Source organism: Paenibacillus forsythiae T98 (assembly GCF_000520735.1).
Lineage (GTDB): Bacteria > Bacillota > Bacilli > Paenibacillales > Paenibacillaceae > Paenibacillus_AQ > Paenibacillus_AQ forsythiae.
Genome location: NZ_ASSC01000098.1, coordinates 1 through 17,982, shown reverse-complemented (window position 1 = coordinate 17,982; position 17,982 = coordinate 1). Strand labels below are relative to the sequence as shown.

General features: G+C 52.4%; 15 protein-coding genes and 2 pseudogenes. 3 read left to right on the top strand and 14 right to left on the bottom strand.

Features of this window, described 5'->3' with window-relative positions:
* Positions 1–359 (top strand): annotated as a pseudogene (locus L692_RS32355) (hypothetical protein); the annotation flags it as partial.
* 106 nt (positions 360–465) lie between these two features.
* On the opposite strand, the gene L692_RS0103440 reads toward L692_RS32355, so the two are convergent.
* Complete coding sequence (locus L692_RS0103440) at positions 466–1,302, bottom strand: aldo/keto reductase (RefSeq protein WP_156940290.1); 837 nt, start codon at positions 1,300–1,302, stop codon at positions 466–468.
* A 250-nt stretch (positions 1,303–1,552) separates the two neighbouring features.
* Positions 1,553–2,017 (bottom strand): cupin domain-containing protein, encoded by a 465-nt coding sequence (locus L692_RS0103435; protein WP_025697234.1) that lies wholly within the window; start codon positions 2,015–2,017, stop codon positions 1,553–1,555.
* 293 nt (positions 2,018–2,310) lie between these two features.
* Between L692_RS0103435 and L692_RS27665 the strand changes: the two are divergent.
* Positions 2,311–3,764: pseudogene (locus L692_RS27665) on the top strand (IS1182 family transposase).
* Between the two features lie 179 nt (positions 3,765–3,943).
* Here the strand turns inward: L692_RS27665 and L692_RS0103425 are convergent.
* From L692_RS0103425 to L692_RS0103415, 3 genes are all read right to left on the bottom strand, one after another.
* A complete protein-coding gene (locus L692_RS0103425; RefSeq protein WP_025697232.1) occupies positions 3,944–4,591 on the bottom strand; it encodes an XTP/dITP diphosphatase in 648 nt (215 codons plus the stop codon).
* Between the two features lies 1 nt (position 4,592).
* A complete protein-coding gene (rph, locus tag L692_RS0103420) occupies positions 4,593–5,351 on the bottom strand; it encodes a ribonuclease PH (protein WP_025697230.1) in 759 nt (252 codons plus the stop codon).
* Positions 5,352–5,540: 189 nt separating this feature from the next.
* Entirely contained in the window at positions 5,541–6,728 is a 1,188-nt protein-coding gene (locus L692_RS0103415) for a GerMN domain-containing protein (RefSeq protein ID WP_025697229.1), read from the bottom strand.
* Between the two features lie 278 nt (positions 6,729–7,006).
* On the opposite strand from L692_RS0103415, the gene L692_RS0103410 reads away from it, so the two are divergent.
* Positions 7,007–7,618: a phosphatidylglycerophosphatase A family protein gene (locus L692_RS0103410; protein WP_025697227.1), complete on the top strand. Its 612-nt coding sequence runs from the start codon at positions 7,007–7,009 to the stop codon at positions 7,616–7,618.
* A gap of 305 nt (positions 7,619–7,923) precedes the next feature.
* Here L692_RS0103410 and L692_RS0103405 read toward each other — a convergent pair whose 3' ends face one another.
* The 9 genes from L692_RS0103405 to nifD all read right to left on the bottom strand — a co-directional run bounded on the left by L692_RS0103405 (position 7,924) and on the right by nifD (position 17,786).
* Positions 7,924–8,658 (bottom strand): class I SAM-dependent methyltransferase, encoded by a 735-nt coding sequence (locus L692_RS0103405; protein WP_025697225.1) that lies wholly within the window; start codon positions 8,656–8,658, stop codon positions 7,924–7,926.
* Positions 8,659–8,965: 307 nt separating this feature from the next.
* The gene (locus L692_RS0103400) at positions 8,966–10,111 is read right to left on the bottom strand and encodes a homocitrate synthase/isopropylmalate synthase family protein (protein WP_025697223.1); all 1,146 of its coding nucleotides are present in this window, start codon (positions 10,109–10,111) and stop codon (positions 8,966–8,968) included.
* Positions 10,108–10,863 carry a HesA/MoeB/ThiF family protein gene (locus L692_RS0103395; protein WP_025697221.1) on the bottom strand — a complete coding sequence of 252 codons (756 nt, stop codon included), beginning with the start codon at positions 10,861–10,863 and terminating at the stop codon, positions 10,108–10,110. Before L692_RS0103395 ends, L692_RS0103400 begins: the two co-directional genes overlap by 4 nt.
* Positions 10,864–10,943: 80 nt before the next feature.
* On the bottom strand, positions 10,944–11,504 hold the full coding sequence (locus L692_RS0103390; protein WP_025697219.1) for a DUF269 domain-containing protein: 561 nt from the start codon (positions 11,502–11,504) through the stop codon (positions 10,944–10,946).
* Positions 11,488–11,889 carry a NifB/NifX family molybdenum-iron cluster-binding protein gene (locus L692_RS0103385; protein ID WP_025697217.1) on the bottom strand — a complete coding sequence of 134 codons (402 nt, stop codon included), beginning with the start codon at positions 11,887–11,889 and terminating at the stop codon, positions 11,488–11,490. The genes L692_RS0103390 and L692_RS0103385 overlap by 17 nt, the downstream gene beginning before the upstream one ends.
* Positions 11,864–13,192 carry a nitrogenase iron-molybdenum cofactor biosynthesis protein NifN gene (gene nifN, locus L692_RS0103380; protein WP_025697215.1) on the bottom strand — a complete coding sequence of 443 codons (1,329 nt, stop codon included), beginning with the start codon at positions 13,190–13,192 and terminating at the stop codon, positions 11,864–11,866. The genes L692_RS0103385 and nifN overlap by 26 nt, the downstream gene beginning before the upstream one ends.
* Positions 13,182–14,543: a nitrogenase iron-molybdenum cofactor biosynthesis protein NifE gene (nifE, locus tag L692_RS0103375; RefSeq protein ID WP_025697213.1), complete on the bottom strand. Its 1,362-nt coding sequence runs from the start codon at positions 14,541–14,543 to the stop codon at positions 13,182–13,184. The genes nifN and nifE overlap by 11 nt, the downstream gene beginning before the upstream one ends.
* A gap of 235 nt (positions 14,544–14,778) precedes the next feature.
* Positions 14,779–16,332: a nitrogenase molybdenum-iron protein subunit beta gene (nifK, locus tag L692_RS0103370; protein WP_025697211.1), complete on the bottom strand. Its 1,554-nt coding sequence runs from the start codon at positions 16,330–16,332 to the stop codon at positions 14,779–14,781.
* Complete coding sequence (gene nifD, locus L692_RS0103365; protein WP_025697209.1) at positions 16,329–17,786, bottom strand: nitrogenase molybdenum-iron protein alpha chain; 1,458 nt, start codon at positions 17,784–17,786, stop codon at positions 16,329–16,331. The genes nifK and nifD overlap by 4 nt, the downstream gene beginning before the upstream one ends.
* Positions 17,787–17,982: the final 196 nt, after the last annotated feature.

The following is a 17,982-nucleotide window of genomic DNA, read 5'->3' as shown; positions in this document are numbered from 1 at the left end:
GCTTTCTTCTGCCCGAACTCCACCGCCGCCGCTCCTTGTTCTCCTCGGCTCTGATCGTGGCCGTCGTCTGGATGGTGTGGCATTTACCTGCGTTCTGGTTTAACGAGAGTTATCTCGGCATGGGTTTTGGCGTTATCGGTTGGGCAATCAGCCTCGCTTACGGTTCTGTCGTACTCGCCTGGATCTGCGCGGGAAGCCGTTGGAGCATTATTCCGGTCGTCATCTGGCACGGTATTTTTGATACATTGACAGCAAGCGACCAGGCGGGACAAGTCATGGCGATGGCATGCAGTATGCTCGTTATTCTTCACGGCATTATTCTAATGAGAACGCTTGGCCGCCGCCGTGCCCAACCATAAATAGCAGGCACCCAACAAAAACAAAAGGACGCCTTTGCCCGCCGTGGAAAGCGGCGGGCAGCGTCCTTTTCGTCAAATCTATGGCCTGGACAAGCGAAGCGTCCTTTTAGAAATTAAAATTATCCGGGTCGGGACCGTAGCGATGGTCCTTGTTCAACCCTTCGATGGCCAGAACATCTTCATCACTAAGCGTAAAGTCAAAAATGCCGGCGTTCTCTCGGATACGATCGGCATTAACCGATTTCGGAATCGTAATCACGCCCTGCTGGATATCCCAGCGGAGAACGATTTGTGCAGGCGTTTTTTCATATTTTCGCGCAAGATCTTGCAGCAGCGGAATATCCAGGTTGCCCTGAAGCAGCGGACTCCAGGCTTCCAATTGAATGCTTTGCTCGCGGCAGTACTTCAGCAGCTCGCGCTGGGTCAGCAGGGGATGGAACTCCACCTGATTCACCACAGGCACGACACCCGTATCTTCAATGATAGCGTTCAGGTGATGAGTCTGAAAATTGCTGACGCCAATTGATTTGACATAGCCCTCTTTTTGCAGATGAATGAGCGCTTTCCATGTCTCGCGGAACTTGTCCTTGACGGGCCAGTGGATCAGGTACAGGTCGATGACATCCAGACCCAGCTTCTTCCGGCTCGACTCGCAGGCTTGCAGCGTCTGCTCATACCCTTGTTCGTTATTGAACACTTTCGTGGTAATAAACAGCTCCTCGCGGGGTAGGCCGCTCTCGTGGATACCTTGCCCAACTCCATCTTCATTCTTGTACGCCGAGGCCGTATCAATGCTGCGGTAGCCGATTTCTATCGCTGATTTGACCGCATGAATAACTTCGTCGCCATCCTTGGTCTTCCATACGCCAAGTCCCAGCCATGGCATTGTTACGCCGTCACTCAAAGTAGGTCCGCCTGTAAACGGGCCATTCAACAAACTCATCGCTTCTCCCTCCAGATTCAAATATGGTTGTAATCATACAAAAATGTTTAACCGCCTCTGCTGCCATCTAAGCAGAATTTCCAAAATCAAGTATAGCAGATTCATTCCCGGCATTCCAAAAATACAGCGCCCTCCTCTTGCAAAAGAACGTGAATCCGTGAAGTTAGGCGCTTCCCACACAGTAAAAAACGGAGCCTTCGCTCCGCTTCCACAGCATTTCTCTGGCCCGGCTGCTTCCGGCAGAGCCCTGTTATTTCTCCGGCTTGTCGATCAGCCGAAAATCATCGTAATGGAACCCCGGAGCCACGACACAAGACACAAGCACCGGTTCGTCTCCGAGCGGTCTCGCGGCCTGCCATACGCCTGCAGGTACGAGCGCTTGCGGCTGCTGGCCTGCGGCGATATCAAGGCCAAGTATTATTTCCTGCACATCGCCGGGACGATCTCCATTCCCCCCAAGGCTCAACACGAGCGGGCTGCCGGTATGCCACAGCCAATGCTCATCCGACAGGACAGTGTGCCACTCAGAAATTTCGCCCGGATGCAGCAGAAAATAGATGGTTGATGCTGCGGGACGGGAACCCGAGTAGTCCTCTCCCAGGAGATCCCGAGGGATTTGAACGGAAGATTTCCAGATTTCCTTAAACCAGCCGCCCTCGACATGACGCTCAAGGCCAAGCAATTCCACAAAAGGCGAAAGTTCTTTTTGTGCCACGATCTTCTCTCCTTATGAATGTTCCCGCTGTCTAACGCTTCCCCTGAATCCCGAAATAAAAAATAGGACAACTAAGGGGACACAGCGCGGATCTGATATTGGTGTCCGTGTCCCTACTTTAGCCGAAAACAGCGTAATTGTAAAATGAAATCCGGAAGAAAACAAACCCCGGGTCTGATGAGGTCACTGAAAAAGTCCCTGAACTCCAAAAAGAGACAGTTTCTCATTTTTATGAAGAGGCTGTCTCTTTTTTCGGTATAATTAGCGTATAAAATCGAAGGATGGTGATCCCGATGCTTCCGAAGCAACAAAGCTTGACCTTGAGCCCGTATATCGAACTTTACAATATACTCATTCCCAAAGATAACATGCTGCGGAAAATGGACGAACTGGTGGATTTCACCTTTGTCTACGAGGAACTGAACAAAAGCTATTGCCACGACAACGGACGGACTGCGCAGGACCCGATCCGGATGTTTAAATATCTGCTGCTGAAATCCATCTTCGACTTGTCTGACGTCGATCTGGTGGAGCGCTCGAAAACAGATTTGTCTTTCAAGTTTTTTCTGCACATGGCTCCGGAGGAAGCCGTCATCGAGCCCAGCCTGCTCACCAAGTTCCGAAAATTGCGGCTCAAGGACATGAAGCTGCTGGATCAGCTCATCGGCAAAACGGTGGAAATCGCCATTGAAAAAGGAGTCATTCGTAGCAAATCCATTATTGTAGACGCCACTCACACGAAAGCTCGCTATACTCAAAAAACGCCGCAAGAAGTGCTCCGAGAGCGTTCCAAAAAACTGAGAAAGGTCATTTACACGCTGGATGAGTCCATGAAAAGCCTCTTCCCCTCCAAACCGGTCACGGAGGGTATTCAGGATGAAATACGCTATTGCGAGCAGTTGGTGGCCGTGCTTGAAGAGGATGGGCGTTATACTGAAATACCTAAGGTGAGGGAACCGCTCAACCTGCTAAAAGAAACGATCGCTGACGATGTGGAGCGTTTGCAGACCTCCACTGATCCGGATGCCAAAGTCGGCCACAAAAGTGCGGACACTTCATTTTTCGGGTACAAAACCCATATCGCGATGAGCGAGGAGCGAATCATTACGGCAGCGACGATTACGACCGGCGAGCAAAGCGACGGCAAGCAGCTAAAGACACTGATTGAAAAAAGCAGAGCGGCAGGCATGAAAGTAGAGACGGTGATTGGGGATACGGCCTATTCGGAAAAAGACAATCTGGCATACAGTGAACGAAATAAGATCGAGCTGGTGTCGAAATTAAATCCGCTCATTACCCAGGGGAACCGGAAGAAAGAAGATGAGTTTGAATTTAACAAGGATGCGGGCCTGTATGTATGCAAGGCCGGACACTTGGCGATACGCCGGGCAAGACAGGGGAAGAAGGGGCAGGGAGCCAACCGGGTAGACACGTATTACTTTGACGTGGAGAAGTGCAAACGCTGCCCACTGCGCGAAGGCTGCTACAAGGAAGGCGCGAAGAGCAAAACTTATTCGGTAAGTGTAAAGAGCCAGGAGCATATGGCCCAGGCGCGTTTCAGGAAAGTGAAGCGTTTAAGATGAAGGCCAAAGAACGATACAAAATTGAGGCCAAGAACAGCGAACTTAAGCATAGACACGGGTATGATGTTGCATCCTCCTCGGGTCTCTCCGGCATGGAAATACAAGGAGCGATGGCGATATTTGCAGTGAACCTGAAACGAATCTTGAAGCTGCTGGAGCAGTAAGGGCCATCTCCTCCTGTAATCGCAAGTAAAAAGACGACCTTCATTCGGAAATACGTGAATGAGTGTCGTCTTTTTTGATAGGTTCTTTTCAGCTCTTTGTAAAAGCCAGGTTTTTCAGTGACCTCGGTCTGATCTGGGCTAACGTCCCATTAAAGACCCGGGGCCATGCTTATAGAGCTTTATTTTCCGGTGTAGCGGCCGCCCTGGGCTGCCAAATTCTCCGTCAGCAGCCTTAGCGCTTTCCCCCTGTGACTGACCGACTGCTTCTCTTCCAGCGTAAGCTCGGCCATCGTCTTCTCAAATTCCGGAAGATAGAACAAGGGATCGTAGCCGAAGCCTCCTCCGCCCGCCGGCTCGGAGGTAATCCAGCCTTCCACGGCGCCTTCCGCCGTAAGCTCCTTAGCTGTGGACGGGTCGTACAACGACAGCGCGCAGACGAACCTTGCCGTACTGAGCAGCGGTTGCCCGGTATCCTCCCCCTGCTTCAGTCTCTCCAGCTCGCCAAGCAGCTTCAGGTTGTTATCCTCGTCCGACGCTCCTTCGCCCGCATAGCGGGCGGAATAAACGCCGGGACGGCCGTCAAGCGCATCCACGCAGAGTCCCGAATCGTCAGCCAGCACGGGCAGGCCGAGCGCTTCACCGATCTGCTTCGATTTTTTCAGTGCATTCTCCGCAAAGGTCGCTCCATCCTCCACCACGTCCGGCAGCTCCGGATAATCGAACATGCTCTTTACCGTCAGGCCAAGCGGCGCAAAAGCATGCTGAAATTCCCGCACCTTGCCTGGATTTTTGGTTGCGACAATCAGAATATCGGGTCCGGAGTTCATATTACACCTTTTGTCCGGCCTGGCCGGATGGAATTTTGAGCGCGATAGGTCCCAGCGCTTCTTTCTGGGCGGCGATCAGTTTGAGAATCCCTTGTTCGCCCAGACCCAGCAGATGATCCAGTTCCTTCCGCGAGAATGGCCGTTCTTCCCCTGTTCCCTGCAGCTCAACAAATTCGCCGCCTCCGGTCATAACAACATTCATGTCAACCTTGGCCTTAGAGTCCTCTTCATAATTCAGATCCAGCAGCGGCCGGTCTCCGACAATGCCGACGCTGATCGCCGCCAAATAATCGGTGATGGGAAACACGCTGAGCCGGTGCTGCGATACAATCTTGTTCACCGCAAACGTAAGCGCGATAAAAGCACCCGTAATCGACGCGGTCCGCGTACCGCCGTCCGCCTGAATGACATCGCAGTCCAGCGTAATGCTCCGTTCACCCAGCGCCTGCAAATTCACGACAGAACGAAGCGCCCGGCCAATGAGCCGCTGAATTTCCATCGTGCGTCCGGTCAGCTTTCCGCGCGCCGACTCCCGCTGGTTGCGTGATTGCGTCGCCCGCGGCAGCATCGAATACTCCGCTGTCACCCAGCCTTTTCCTTGTCCTTTCAGAAACGGAGGAACCTTCTCCTCCACGGTGGCCGTGCAAATGACCTTGGTGTCTCCCATTTCAATGAGCACGGAACCTTCGGCATATTTATTGGTTTGGGTCGTAATCTTCAGCGGCCGGAGCTGGTCGTCGTTTCGCCCATTTGATCTCATCTTGTCTGCCTCCTACATTTGTATAGCTTGAGCTTCGTTTAAGCATCCTTTATTCTACCAAAGTGCAGGCGCAAAAGCATCTTTTTCACCCTTTGCGGCTCGGCAGCGACGGGCAGAAACGGGGCCTTCCTTCATCCGAAGCGTTCGCGGAGCATCTGACTGTCAGAGCATAGCCGCATCGACAGGCGCTTACAGCGGGAGCTCGTTCACATATTCCGGCGCCGATACAGGCTTTCCGTAATCGACATTGTCGGTTCCGGTTACCGTCTGCTTGCCGTTCATGCGAACCTGAACCAAAGAATCGTCCGAGTTCTGGGCAACCGTCAGCACCACGGACTCCAGCAGCTCGGCGGGAACCTGACTGCCGTCATCGAACATATCGTCGTTCAGAGAGACCGTGACCACTCCGTTTTGCCCTTTCTCGACGGAATCAAGCGTCGTCTCCTGGGTCATCACCGTTTCCAGTCCATTCTCTGAATCGGGGCCCTCAATCAACTCGTTCATTGCTGCTTTGAGCGTGTCCTGTCCCGGCGTTACAAAGCGGGTCACCGGAACATAATACTGGACGCCTCCCGGAGAAGCCGCAGAGAAATAAACGGTAACGGCGCTGAAGTTCATCGAAACCGGACCTTGGGACGGCAGGTTGATTCCTATGCTGCGCGTGAGCGGCCGGTCGAGCGGCGTTCCTTTGAGCGGCATTTCATTCAGCTTCTTGCCGTCAATCGACAGCTGGACTCCCTTGATTCCTTCCTGTCCGGTCAGCGTCCACGTAATCGCCTCCATCAGCTTCCGTTCGTCGGCCGGAGCATACGTGCCAAATTTGCCGCCTAACTCGGCCACGGCGAGATTATGATCCACCGTTACACTTTTTACTTCTGTACCCTGGGGCAGCACACCATGGAAGCCGTCAGGCAGATCGGCGGAGTAGGCTCCACCGTCAACCAACGCCTCAAGCGATTGCTTCAGGGCCCCGTCTTTGCCTGACTCAGGAAGCCTGAGCGCGACCGGAGCCAGCAGACCGTTATCATTCTGCAAAAATACGGTCGTACGCGCAGCAGTAGAAGCACTATCCCCTGTAGAAGCGGCCTTTTCGCTTCCGGCTGCGGCGTTATTCGCCGCAGCGCCTGAATCGGTAGTCCCTCCGTCTGAGCCGTTGACGGCTGCCCCTTTGTCTGCTCCATCCTCCGCCACAGGTGCGAATACCCCGGTATCCAGCGTATTGCCGCTCGTCTGCAGCATTTGTTCCTCCACATCCCCTGGCGGTGGATCAATAGCGGCCGACTGGTCCGAACCGAACCAGCCACAACCGGACAGCACCAGTGGAAACGCCAGCAGGCAGGCTGCGGAAGCCAAGGCAAGCTTTTGCTTGTTTTTCATTTGATTATGCCCCTTTCAAGGTTATCGATACGGTTTGTACTGCTATGTATACGAGCCCCCCGGCCAAAAAATAACAACAGCTTATCCCGAAATGGCAAATATCTGCCCGGATGCTGCAACTGACTTCTTCATCCCTTCATGCGGAGGATTTCCGAATAAGTCCTCTCTTCTGGACAAATACTTCCTGTACACGTACAATTTGACTACGGCGCAGTATGGGAAGCCATGCCGCCGGCAAGACGTCCGATCAACGACACTTTTTAGCGGGGTGACTGAACATGGCCGATGTGAAAATTCCTTACAGTCTGAACAGCAAAGCCGTCGCACAGGCAACGAGGGCCTGGCTTCACACACGCGGGGTAAAGATTGAGGAGATTGCGGAGCTTGTCATGCTGCTTCAGCAGAAATATTACCCATCCCTAACCATGGAGGAATGCATTCACAATATCGAGAGGGTGCTCAGCAAGCGGGAAATACAGAATGCCGTGTTGACCGGTATTCAGCTCGATCTGCTGGCGGAAGAAGGCAAGCTGCTTTCCCCACTTCAGGAAATGATTGAAAATGACGAAAGTCTTTATGGGGTCGACGAGATATTGGCCTTCTCCATCGTTAACGTATATGGCAGTATAGGCTTTACCAATTACGGCTATATTGACAAGCTCAAGCCTCCCGGCGTTCTGCAAAGACTGAATGACAAAAGCAGCGGGAAGGTCCACACCTTCCTTGATGATATTGTCGGGGCCATCGCAGCCGCAGCCAGCAGCCGTATCGCCCACCGCAAGCAGGCTGAGAGGGAGAAGGAATTGGGACTTCCGCATGAGCCGGAGGATAGCGAGGAGACATCCGAACATCTGGACGCGGAGCAGCAGCGGCAAAATAGCGAAGCTTGATATAGCTGCTTCATTTGCAGCGATCGTCCAATTTCCCATTAGCGGCAGTTGTTCTCCTATATCCGGAAGCTGAAATTTTTCAATTTCTAAAAAAACGACCTTAATCCTCCACCTAATCATGGATTTTAAGGTCGTTTTTGCGTTGTTTCCATCTCTTGCGAACACTTATGGGGGACCCTCCTACCAAACCGCTCTGCTTGCTGCGCTTCAATGTCCCCGCTTATTCAAACGGTAATGATCGGGATGGCAATGGTGACGGGCAAGCCAGCTTTCCCGCGTTCCACCACACTCCAAGTCCTATATACCTACTGACGAGTCCCCACGAAAATCATGCGTGGCGAGGTTTCCGCCTCATATTCCTCTTCGTCGTAGCTGCCGTGCACCGCTTCGAGCGAAAGTCCGGCTGCCGCAATCAGATCGCGAAATTTCTCCAGCGAATACAGCTTTACCCGCTCATGGTATTGCCGCGGCGTTCCATCTATTTTAGAGGTCAGAACGATGTCCTTCTTCACATAGCCGTTCTCGATCCGCCGTTTCTCATCAATCAGATTATCTCCGTCTTCCCGGGTAGAATGCGGCACTAAATGAGCAATGACATAGGAAGGATTCAGGAAATCAATAATAAACTTTCCTCCAGGCTCCAGCACCCGCCGAATTTCCCGCAGCACCTTCAGATGCTCCTCGTCTTCCTCAAAGTAACCAAAGGATGTGAACAAATTCACTACCGCGTCAAATCCGCCTTCCAGCGGCAGCTCACGCATGTCCGACCGGACCCAGGCAACCCGCTCCGCACCGTCCTGAGCGCGCGCCTCACGCAGCAGCGCTTCCGACAGGTCAATTCCTGTGACCTCGAAGCCAGCATCCGCAAGCGCAAGAGAATGCCGCCCCATGCCGCAGCACAGATCCAGCACTTTCGCTTTCGCCGGCAGGCCAAGCCACCCGATCATCCGCTCGACTTCCCTCCGCGCCCCTCCGAAGTCCCGGTGCTTGTATACAATCAGATAATCCTCGCCAAAGCTTTTCTCATACCATTCACTCATGTCCTTTCTCCTCCCACAAAGTCCGTTTTCATTTATCCCGCTATGTATCTGCAAATGTACCGATTATTTTACCCCCTTTTGCCGGTAAACTCAAAGCTGCAAGTCACTCCGTTCTTGAGCATCGGACAACTTCTGATTCATTTCGACGTCAGTCATGATACTCGGGCTTCAGCGTTCCGAACATAAAAGGGACCGATTCGCAAGGAAAAACTTATCCCGTGAATCAATCCCTTAGATCTTGAATAATAGGTTGTTCATTGCTGCTTCAGCCCTGCCTTCATTAGGAGACACTACCAGCGCCGTCTTTTCATACCGCATTCTGTGCTTGCTGCTGCTCTTCAAGCAGCCATTCCAGCAGCAGAGATTCCGGCACATTGCCTTTGCTGGTTTCGGCATATTCCCGGACACGCACCAACAGTCTGGCCGCCGTCTCGGGGTCCGCTTCAATTCCCCGCTTGCCAAGTACATGGGCAACGCCGCCCGTTCCGGAATGCTTGCCGAGCACAAAAAGATGCTCTCTGCCGACTTCGGCGGGATTAAAGGTCTGGTAGGTTTCCCTATCCTTCACCAGTCCATCCACATGAATACCAGATTCATGCGTGAACGCCAGCTTCCCTACAATAGGCTTGGAATCCCCAATATTGCGGCCCGAAGCCCTGATTACCACATCGGCAATCCGACCAAGCAGTTCAGCCCGAATAGCGCTGCGGCCGCCATACAAATAGCGCCAGGCCAGCGCAACTTCCTCCATCGCCGCATTCCCTGTACGCTCGCCGATTCCCGCCACTGTCGTGCTCGCCCACGTTGCTCCTGCGGCGATGCCGCTTAGCGTATTCGCGACAGCCAACCCGAAATCGTTATGGCAGTGCACCTCAAGTTCCACATCCGCCGGCACGGCTCCAAGCAGCGTGCTTACCCGCTGAGCCATCTGACCGGGATGATGCGCGGAAACGGTATCCGCATAGCGAAACCAGCGAATACCGCCTTCCTTATATAGCGTATTAATCAGTTCCACCAGGAAATCCATGTCCGCACGAGATGAATCTTCCATACCGACCGATACTTCCATCCCCAGCCCCCGCGCATATTCCACCGCATGAAGCAGTTTGACTAAGCCTTCAGCAGGGGAAAGACCGAGCTTGCCCCGAAGCTGGACTTCAGAGGAAGGAATTGAAATGTGGCACCAATTCACCCCTGTCGCCCAAGCCTTGTCAATATCGCTTTTGAGCGCGCGATTCCAGGTCATCAGCTTCATGGGAAGTCCGAGAGCGGCAATCGCCGCAATATCCTCCTGCTCCCGAACCCCCATAGCCGGAATGCCGATCTCCGCTTGCTCTACACCACACTCCGACAGCAATCTTGCAATTTCCAGCTTCTCCGCCCTCGTGAATGATACTCCAGCCGCCTGTTCGCCATCTCTTAGGGTCGTATCACATAGCTTGAGACTTTTCACGGTTTACCTCCTTCTCCGCAGCAAGCGCAATTCGGATTACGGGCAAGTCGGACACTGTAAGTGCTAAAGTCAAGTGAGTTAAAGCGATACATAATGCCGGTATAGGCCGGCCCTACCCTTGTAATCCATTTTACGGCTTCCAGCGCAGCCAAGCAACCCGCAATACCAGAAGTGGCGCCCAAAACTGGAAATCCAAAAGGCTCCCACTGAGGCTGGTTATCGGGATAAAGGCATTCCAGACATGGCGTCTCTCCGGGAACCATCGTTGTCAAAGATATTTCAAATCCGTACATCGCCGATTCTACCATCGGCTTGCCAGCTTCAACACAGAGCCGATTCAATACGTACCGCTCCGGAAAATCATACCGGGCGTCGATGACAATATCGGCGCTCTCCACCCAAGGCTTTGCCTTGTCGTACTCAATCTTGGAATTGTAACCCTCGATTTCCATCTCGGGATTGAGCCGCCGCAAATGCTCCATCGCGGTGCTCATTCGCTCCATTCCCAAATGTTCGTTATCCATAAGAATCTGGCGGTTCAGGTCGGGAAGGAGAATGTTCCCTTCATGCGCGAGAATCAGTTTGCCAACTCCTGCGGCCGCCAAATAAATGGCTGCCGTACCGCCAAGGCCGCCGATACCCGCGATCATTACCGTCGCGTCTTTTAACGCTTTCTGTCCGTCTTCCCCCAACAGCTTCAACTGCCGTGCATACCGTTCCAGTTCCAACAATCCGGTCGATCCTTGCTCCATCGTCTTCTACCTCCGTTATCGCTCTTGATTTAATAGTTTCGTTATAGTATAGGATCGGAGGTGTTTCTTGACAATGAAGTTTATCCCTCTAGACTGAGCAATCCGTGAACAGCAGTCTGTTCCTTATATTTATCCAGGAAGGCAAGGCCTTCATCCAAGCAAGCAACCCCATAGGCCACCGTCTTCTCCAGAGAAGTGAACGGGAAGGGAAAGCCTGCGCGCAGACTCTTCATGACAAGGATAATTCGGCCGCTGTAGATCAGTCCGCGGCCGAATCCTTCGATATTAATTTCTGCAGAGCTTTGAATCATCAGGCCGCTCTTCTCCTCCATTACGCCAGCGATGGCCTGAAACAATACCGGCACCTGAAGGCGGACTTCATCGGTCGCCGTGCAGTTAATGTCCGATTTAGCCTTATCCTCTGCCGATACCAGGAACAGCTTCGCAATCTTTTCCTCGGGAGTCATGGAAGCATAACGGCCAAAATAATCGCTCGCGCTGAGCAGATCGTTGAGACGGCGGACAAGACGCTCCGCCTTTTCAGGATCGGGAGCCGGTTTGGAGCGGCGCTTCGGCCGCGCCTGAGCTCCGTCAGCCGGCTGCGCGCTCGCTGATGCGGCTTCGTTAGCCATTTGATCCATTAACCCCAGCTCCTTCCTCTTCCTCCGCACGCAGAACCTTGGCCAGCCACATTGGCGGTTTGCCCTGCAGCATCTCCTCAAGCCGTTTAACCTGCTCGTCAATCGGACTTCCGAAAGGCACTTTGACCGGCATGATTTTGCGGCGGGTCACCTTCGCAGCCGCCGATGCTCCAATCTGCATGAGAAAGATCAGCGTGCAGTCTTCGATAACCTCAATCCGGCCGTCAATCTTGCCCAATTCGTCCTGAGCTGCGATATCAGGTATTCTGCGCAGTTCCAGAAGCTCGCTACTACCCTTAGTAAGATTATAAATGGCAAACATCGAACACTGCCCAAAGTGGGCATTTACACGTACTCCGTCATCTGTGGCGAACGCGACTTTCACGATGATCCGCCTCCCTTCTCATTAATAGATTGCCTGCTTTATTGGTCCATTCCATTGCTCCGCGATAGCCAACGGATACATTCATATACGATCCGAGTTCATTCCAAATCGGGAACCCCGCAGCAAGGAAAGCCGCTCCGATACGCTCCGCTCCCGCAATTCCGTGGGAGCTTCCGATCCACAAATCGGCTCCGCTTCCGAGCACCTCGGCGTCGTCCAGATCCCCGACCCATACCTCGCGCTCCAACTCGGCTACCGCCGGCGTTTCATACGAAGTAATCAGCGCCTTTTGCTCAACCCCCAGCTCATCCAGCCATTCCGATACGGAGCGCAGATGATCCGGTTCGAGCGCGGCCAGCGCGGATACGCCAGCGAACTGGAAGTGTGCGTCGAGCATACAGTCCAGCAGATTCTCGCGCTGCCAGCAGTACCGGATAGGGACGGGAACACCGCTGATTTGATGCAGGAAATTAAGCAGCTCGTCGGAAGCCTTGAGCCCCATCGTTCCCTGGAATACCTTATAAGGCGTCCCCAGAGCGTTATGCAGTCTTCTTGCCGGGCGTTCCATACTTGCGCCGAAGGCGATGGTAAGTCCCGACTGCAGGCTCTGCAGCATTGAATCCAAAGGAACCCCGCCCCGGGTCAATGGTGAGAATCCGGTCAGAAGATGCCCGGACAGAGAGGTTGATATGTCAGGAAGCGCGATGACTTCAAAGCCAAAGGAAGACACGATTTCCTTGAGCTCCATTACATCCCCGGGTGTGAGATATGAACCCGGAAGCAGCGTAATCTGACGGGAATTCACGTTCCGCTGTCCCCGGAGACCGGCCTGCTGAATCAGCTCATCGACCATCGCTTCCACGGTTACGCTGAATCCCGATTCAAGCGATCCGCGAAAATCCGGTAGCGTTACAGAGAAAGCAAGCCCTCCGCGCATATTCCGCTCTCTCTTGTAAGACTTCAGCATGCTTTGGTAATCCACCCCTGCGACATCGGTCAGCTCAGTCCCGATGACCCCGATAATGTCGGGACGATGCTTGGATAAAACTGAAGTCAGGGCTTCCTCCAAATTATGGTTTGCGTCGAAAATAACGTCCATCTCCTGCAGCGCGGAAGTCTGAACAGCTATCGGCTCACGGAAATGCCGGGTCAGAAGCGCTTTGGGAAAGGCGGAGCAGCCTTGAGCCCCATGAATAACGGGCATGGCCCGATAACATCCTTGCATCGCCAGTATACCGCCGAGAGACTGGCCGATTTTCAGCGGATTAACGGATACCGGCTTGCTTCTTCTCTTAACGGTCATAGCTGCCCTCCTTGTCCCAAGGAGCGGGCGAGGAGGCGAGCTTCCAAATCGGATTGGCGATGGAATCAACGAGCTCCTTGGCCAGCCGCAGCAGGCCTTCATAGCCGGCGTACGCCTTATGGCGTTCCTGGTTGATGTCCACAAACGGAATTTGCTCTTTCATGGCTACGTACATATTCCGTCCGCCCGCAATCATAATGTCGGCTTTGCGCTCTCTTACCGTCTTGATAATACGGCTGGCTCCGCCTTCCGGGATATACTCTGTATCATCGCTGACTCTGTCAGCGATCCGCTGCACATCCTCATCCGAGCTTTTGTTCGTTCCGACACCAACGACCTGGATTCCCAGCTCCTTCAGCGCCGAAATAACCGACCAGCTTTTTACTCCGCCTGTATAGAGAACGGCTTTCTTGCCTTTAAGTATTTTGCGGTATGGACGCAGGTCATGCGACAACCGGCTCTCTTCGCGTTCTGTCAACCGGTCTACCCTGCGCTCCATCTCCCTGTCATTCAGGAGAAATGCCATTTGACGCAAAGAGTAGGTGGTCTCTTTGGCACCATAGAAAGAACCCTCGAAGTAGGGAATGCCATATTTGGACTCCATCTGCTTCGCCAATCCGAGCAATGCGCGGCTGCATACTACCATATTGGCTTTGGCGCGGTGGGCCCAGGTAATTTCCTTGTATCTGGCATCGCCTGTAATTCGGGATAAAAGCGTAATTCCCGCCTGGTTCATCAGCTTCTCAATGTCCCACATCTCGCCGGCGATGTTGTACTCGCCAATCAGGTTCACGCCCATAGAAGCTTCCAGTTCCGGTTCACCCGTACCGATAACATATTGGAGTAAAGCATCGCCCGCGAGCCGGTTGCCGAGATTCTTGCTGCCGACAAAGCCGGGGCTGTTCACAGGAACCACCGGGATTCCGAGACGCTCGGAAGCCTCTTTGCAGACGGCATCCATGTCTTCGCCGATCAGCGCCGTAACGCATGTCGCATATACAAAGATAGCCGGAGGCGCAAAACGCCCGGCAATATAGTCAATGCTGTCTTTCAGCTTTCTTTCTCCGCCAAAAATAATGTCATTATTGGTCAAATCCGTCGCAAAGCCATATTGCGAGAGGCTGGGGCCACTCGAAAGGCTTCCTCGGCTTTCCCAACTATTGCCGGCACAAGCAACCGGTCCATGAACGAGATGCGCAGCATCCATGATCGGGAGCAATGTAATTTGCGCTCCGTCGAATGAGCAACCTCCGGCTGCCTCACCCGGTTTCGGCCGTGGACATGGCTTGGATTTGGGGGCAAGACTCCCGCAGGCCTGATCGTCTATCTCTTCCTTTCGAATAGGCTCCATTGGATCATCATCTCCTTCGCTAAGGCTCAGTGCTCTAAATCTTACAACCAACCCGGCTAAAACAACTGATTAATGAATGCGGAATGAATAGAACAGAAACGTTTGGACCCCAAGCCGTATACATTTTGCGCTATTCCAAATCTGTGATGTACAAATTATAACATATTCTCTCTGTAAATAGGATGAGGGAGCAGATTTATCCATGATAAATCTGCTCCCTTTTTTACCTAATTAATTAGCGAACCAAATCAACGAGCCCGGATGGGTTATTGTCCAGTTGCTCAAGGACAATATTGACAATCAAGGTCAGCAGATTCAGTGCTCCTTGGTAGCCGATAATCGGATTGCGGTGCATATGATGACGGTCAAAGATCGGGAAGCCTACGCGGACCAGCGGTACTTCTGCATCCTTGGCGGCGAATTTAACGTGCGAGCTGCCGATAACCAGGTCAACCGGATCGTTAAGCAGCAGCGAACGCAGGTGCCACAAGTCTTTGCCAACATAAACCTTTGCTTCGGAACCGTAAGGGCTGCTTGCCAGCAGCTCTTCAACTTCTGCTTTCCATTTCTTGTCGTCAAATTCCACGTCGCCGTTCGAGCACAGAATGTGTACCGGCTCAATGCCGACTTCGAGGCAGAATCCGATGAGGCCAAGCAGCAGGTCAGGGTCGCCAGCAAGAGCAACGCGTTTGCCATGCAGATAAGGATGGCTATCGGCATAAGCGTCAACCACGCGTCCGCGTTCTTCTTTAAGCGATTCCGGAACCGGAAGGCCAGTCAATTCGCTGATGGTTTCGATCAGTTTATCTGTAGCTTTTACGCCGAGCGGAGTGGACAAGGAAGCAACTTGTTGTTTCCAGGTTCCGCTGATATAGTCTTGAGTCTTCTTCAGCGTGTATTTTTGCAGTACGAGCGAGCCCAGCGCGTTAGCGGCTTTAGGAACATCGGCAAGCTTCGTTCCGCCATAGTAGTATTCATATTCTCCGTTAGCCGGGGAATCATAGTTACCGCTGTGGTCGCCAAGGATCGTGTACTTCGTATCGAAAGCGTTCAGGATTTTGCGGATTTCCGCAAAGTTTCCAGTGTAAGGCTCGAATCCGAGCAGCACGTTCAGCTTCTCGCCTTCTTCGCCTGTTCCCGGAGCGGCAGCTTGGCCGGAGCGTTCGAACAATTGAGCCAGGATATTGCGGATCATGGAGTCATATCCTGTGATATGCGAACCGATGAAGCTTGGAGTATTAGCAAAGGTTACAGGGAAATCTTCGGAGATTGCGCCTTTTTGACGAGCATTTCCGATAAAGGCCGACAGGTCGTCACCGATAACTTCTGCCATACAAGTGGTACATACAGCGACCATTTCCGGTTTGTACAGAGCAACGGCGTTTTGCAGACCGTCGATCATGTTGCTCATGCCGCCGAATACAGCTGCGTCCTCAGTCATCGAGGAGGAAACGGCTGGCGTCGGTTCTTTAAAGTGACGGCTCAAATGGCTGCGGAAGTAAGAGTTACAGCCTTGGGAACCGTGTACGAACGGCAACGTTTTTTCGAATCCAAGTGCTGCCATAACTGCTCCAAGCGGTTGGCAAGCTTTATGAGGATTGATAACAACTGCTTTACGTTCGAAGTTCTTTTCCAGATACTCCGCAGATTTGGAGTAAGCAAGAGCTTCAGCTTTTGCTTCATCGCTGCAAGGCGCTTCAAATTGTTTCTTGTTCTCCCGTTGTTGAATATAGCGTTCTTCCGCAAACAAGCTGCTATAATCCGGAATGTCTATTCTTTCGTTGCTCATACGCTCGCCCCCTCTGGCTGTACTTTTGCTTTCTTATCAAACAAGCTCCAAACCGGGTTATTGACAGTCATATCCATATCCTTGGCAAAAATCTTGAAGCCGTCGAAGCCATGGTACGGACCGCTGTAATCCCAGGAGTGCATTTGACGGAACGGAATACCCATTTTGTGGTATACGTATTTTTCTTTAACACCCGATCCCATAAGGTCGATGTTCAGTTTTTGTGCCAGTTCTTCCAATTCGTATGCAGTCGGATCGTCCATGATAATCGATCCTTCCTTCATATCAGGGAAGGTTCTTTCATAGTCGTCTTTATGAGCAAATTCGTAGCCTGTAGCAACGATTTCCATGCCCAGGTCTTCGTAAGCGCCAATGGTGTGACGGGAACGCAGACCGCCGATCAGCAGCATAACTTTCTTGCCTTCCAGACGAGGTCTGTATTTGCCGATGATAGCATCCATTTGCGGTTTGTATTTAGCGATAACCTTCTCGCAGTTTTCTTGGATCGTTGCGTCGAACTTCGCAGCGATTGCGCGCAGGCTTTCGTAAGTTTTGCTAGGTCCAAAGAAGTTGTACTCCAGGTACGGAATTCCGTAAGCTTGCTCCATGTGAGTAACCATGTAGTTCATAGAACGATGGCAGTGAATCAGGTTCAATTTTGCTTTGTGAGCAACTTGCAGCTCGTTCAGCGTACCGTCGCCAGACCATTGGGCAACTACGCGAAGACCCATTTCTTCCAGCAGGATACGGGAAGCCCAAGCATCGCCGCCGATGTTGTAGTCACCGATGATGTTTACATCGTAAGGACCCGTTTCGGCCAGTTCCGCTTTACCCATTACATAGTCGCGGATAGCGTCGTTCGCGATATGGTGACCAAGCGATTGGCTGACGCCGCGGAAACCTTCGCAACGTACTGGAACAACCGGCATTTCCAGTTCTTTGGTCATTTTCTTGGATACTGCTTCAATATCGTCACCAATCAGACCGATCGGGCATTCGGATTGAACAGAGATACCTTTAGCCAGCGGGAACATTTCCTTAATCTCGCGGCAGATGATTTCCAGCTTCTTGTCGCCGCCAAAGACGATATCCGTCTCGGAGAAATCACTTGTGATTTGCATAGCGGTGAAGTTGTCAATACCCAGTGTACCGTTCGCATAGTTGCGGCGAGTACCCCAGCTGTATTGTCCACAGCCAACCGGGCCGTGAGAAATGTGCACCATATCCTTGATTGGTCCCCATACCACGCCTTTGGAACCTGCATAGGAGCAACCGCGCGGCGTCATTACGCCCGGACGGGATTTAACATTCGATTTCAGAGAGCAGCTGCAGGATTCTTTAGTTTCCTCAGTGTTAATCTGAAAATGCTTCTTACGGTCTTTTTTCGTTTTATCGGGATAGGCTTCCAGGATTTCCTCAACTAACTTTTTGTTCGCCTCAATATCGAGCCCCATACGTTGACCCTCCTTTTCGTTTATGCAGGATATTGCCTCCTGCAAGGCATACTTCGTTTAATTCAGTCCGGTGAATGATCTGTCTCCACTCCATTCACCGGATAACTCTATTGTTACGCGAAGTTTGTTCGCTTTTTTTTATTAGTGACCAGCAGCTTCGAGTTTCTTCAGAGCTGTTTCTTCGTCTTCAACCACA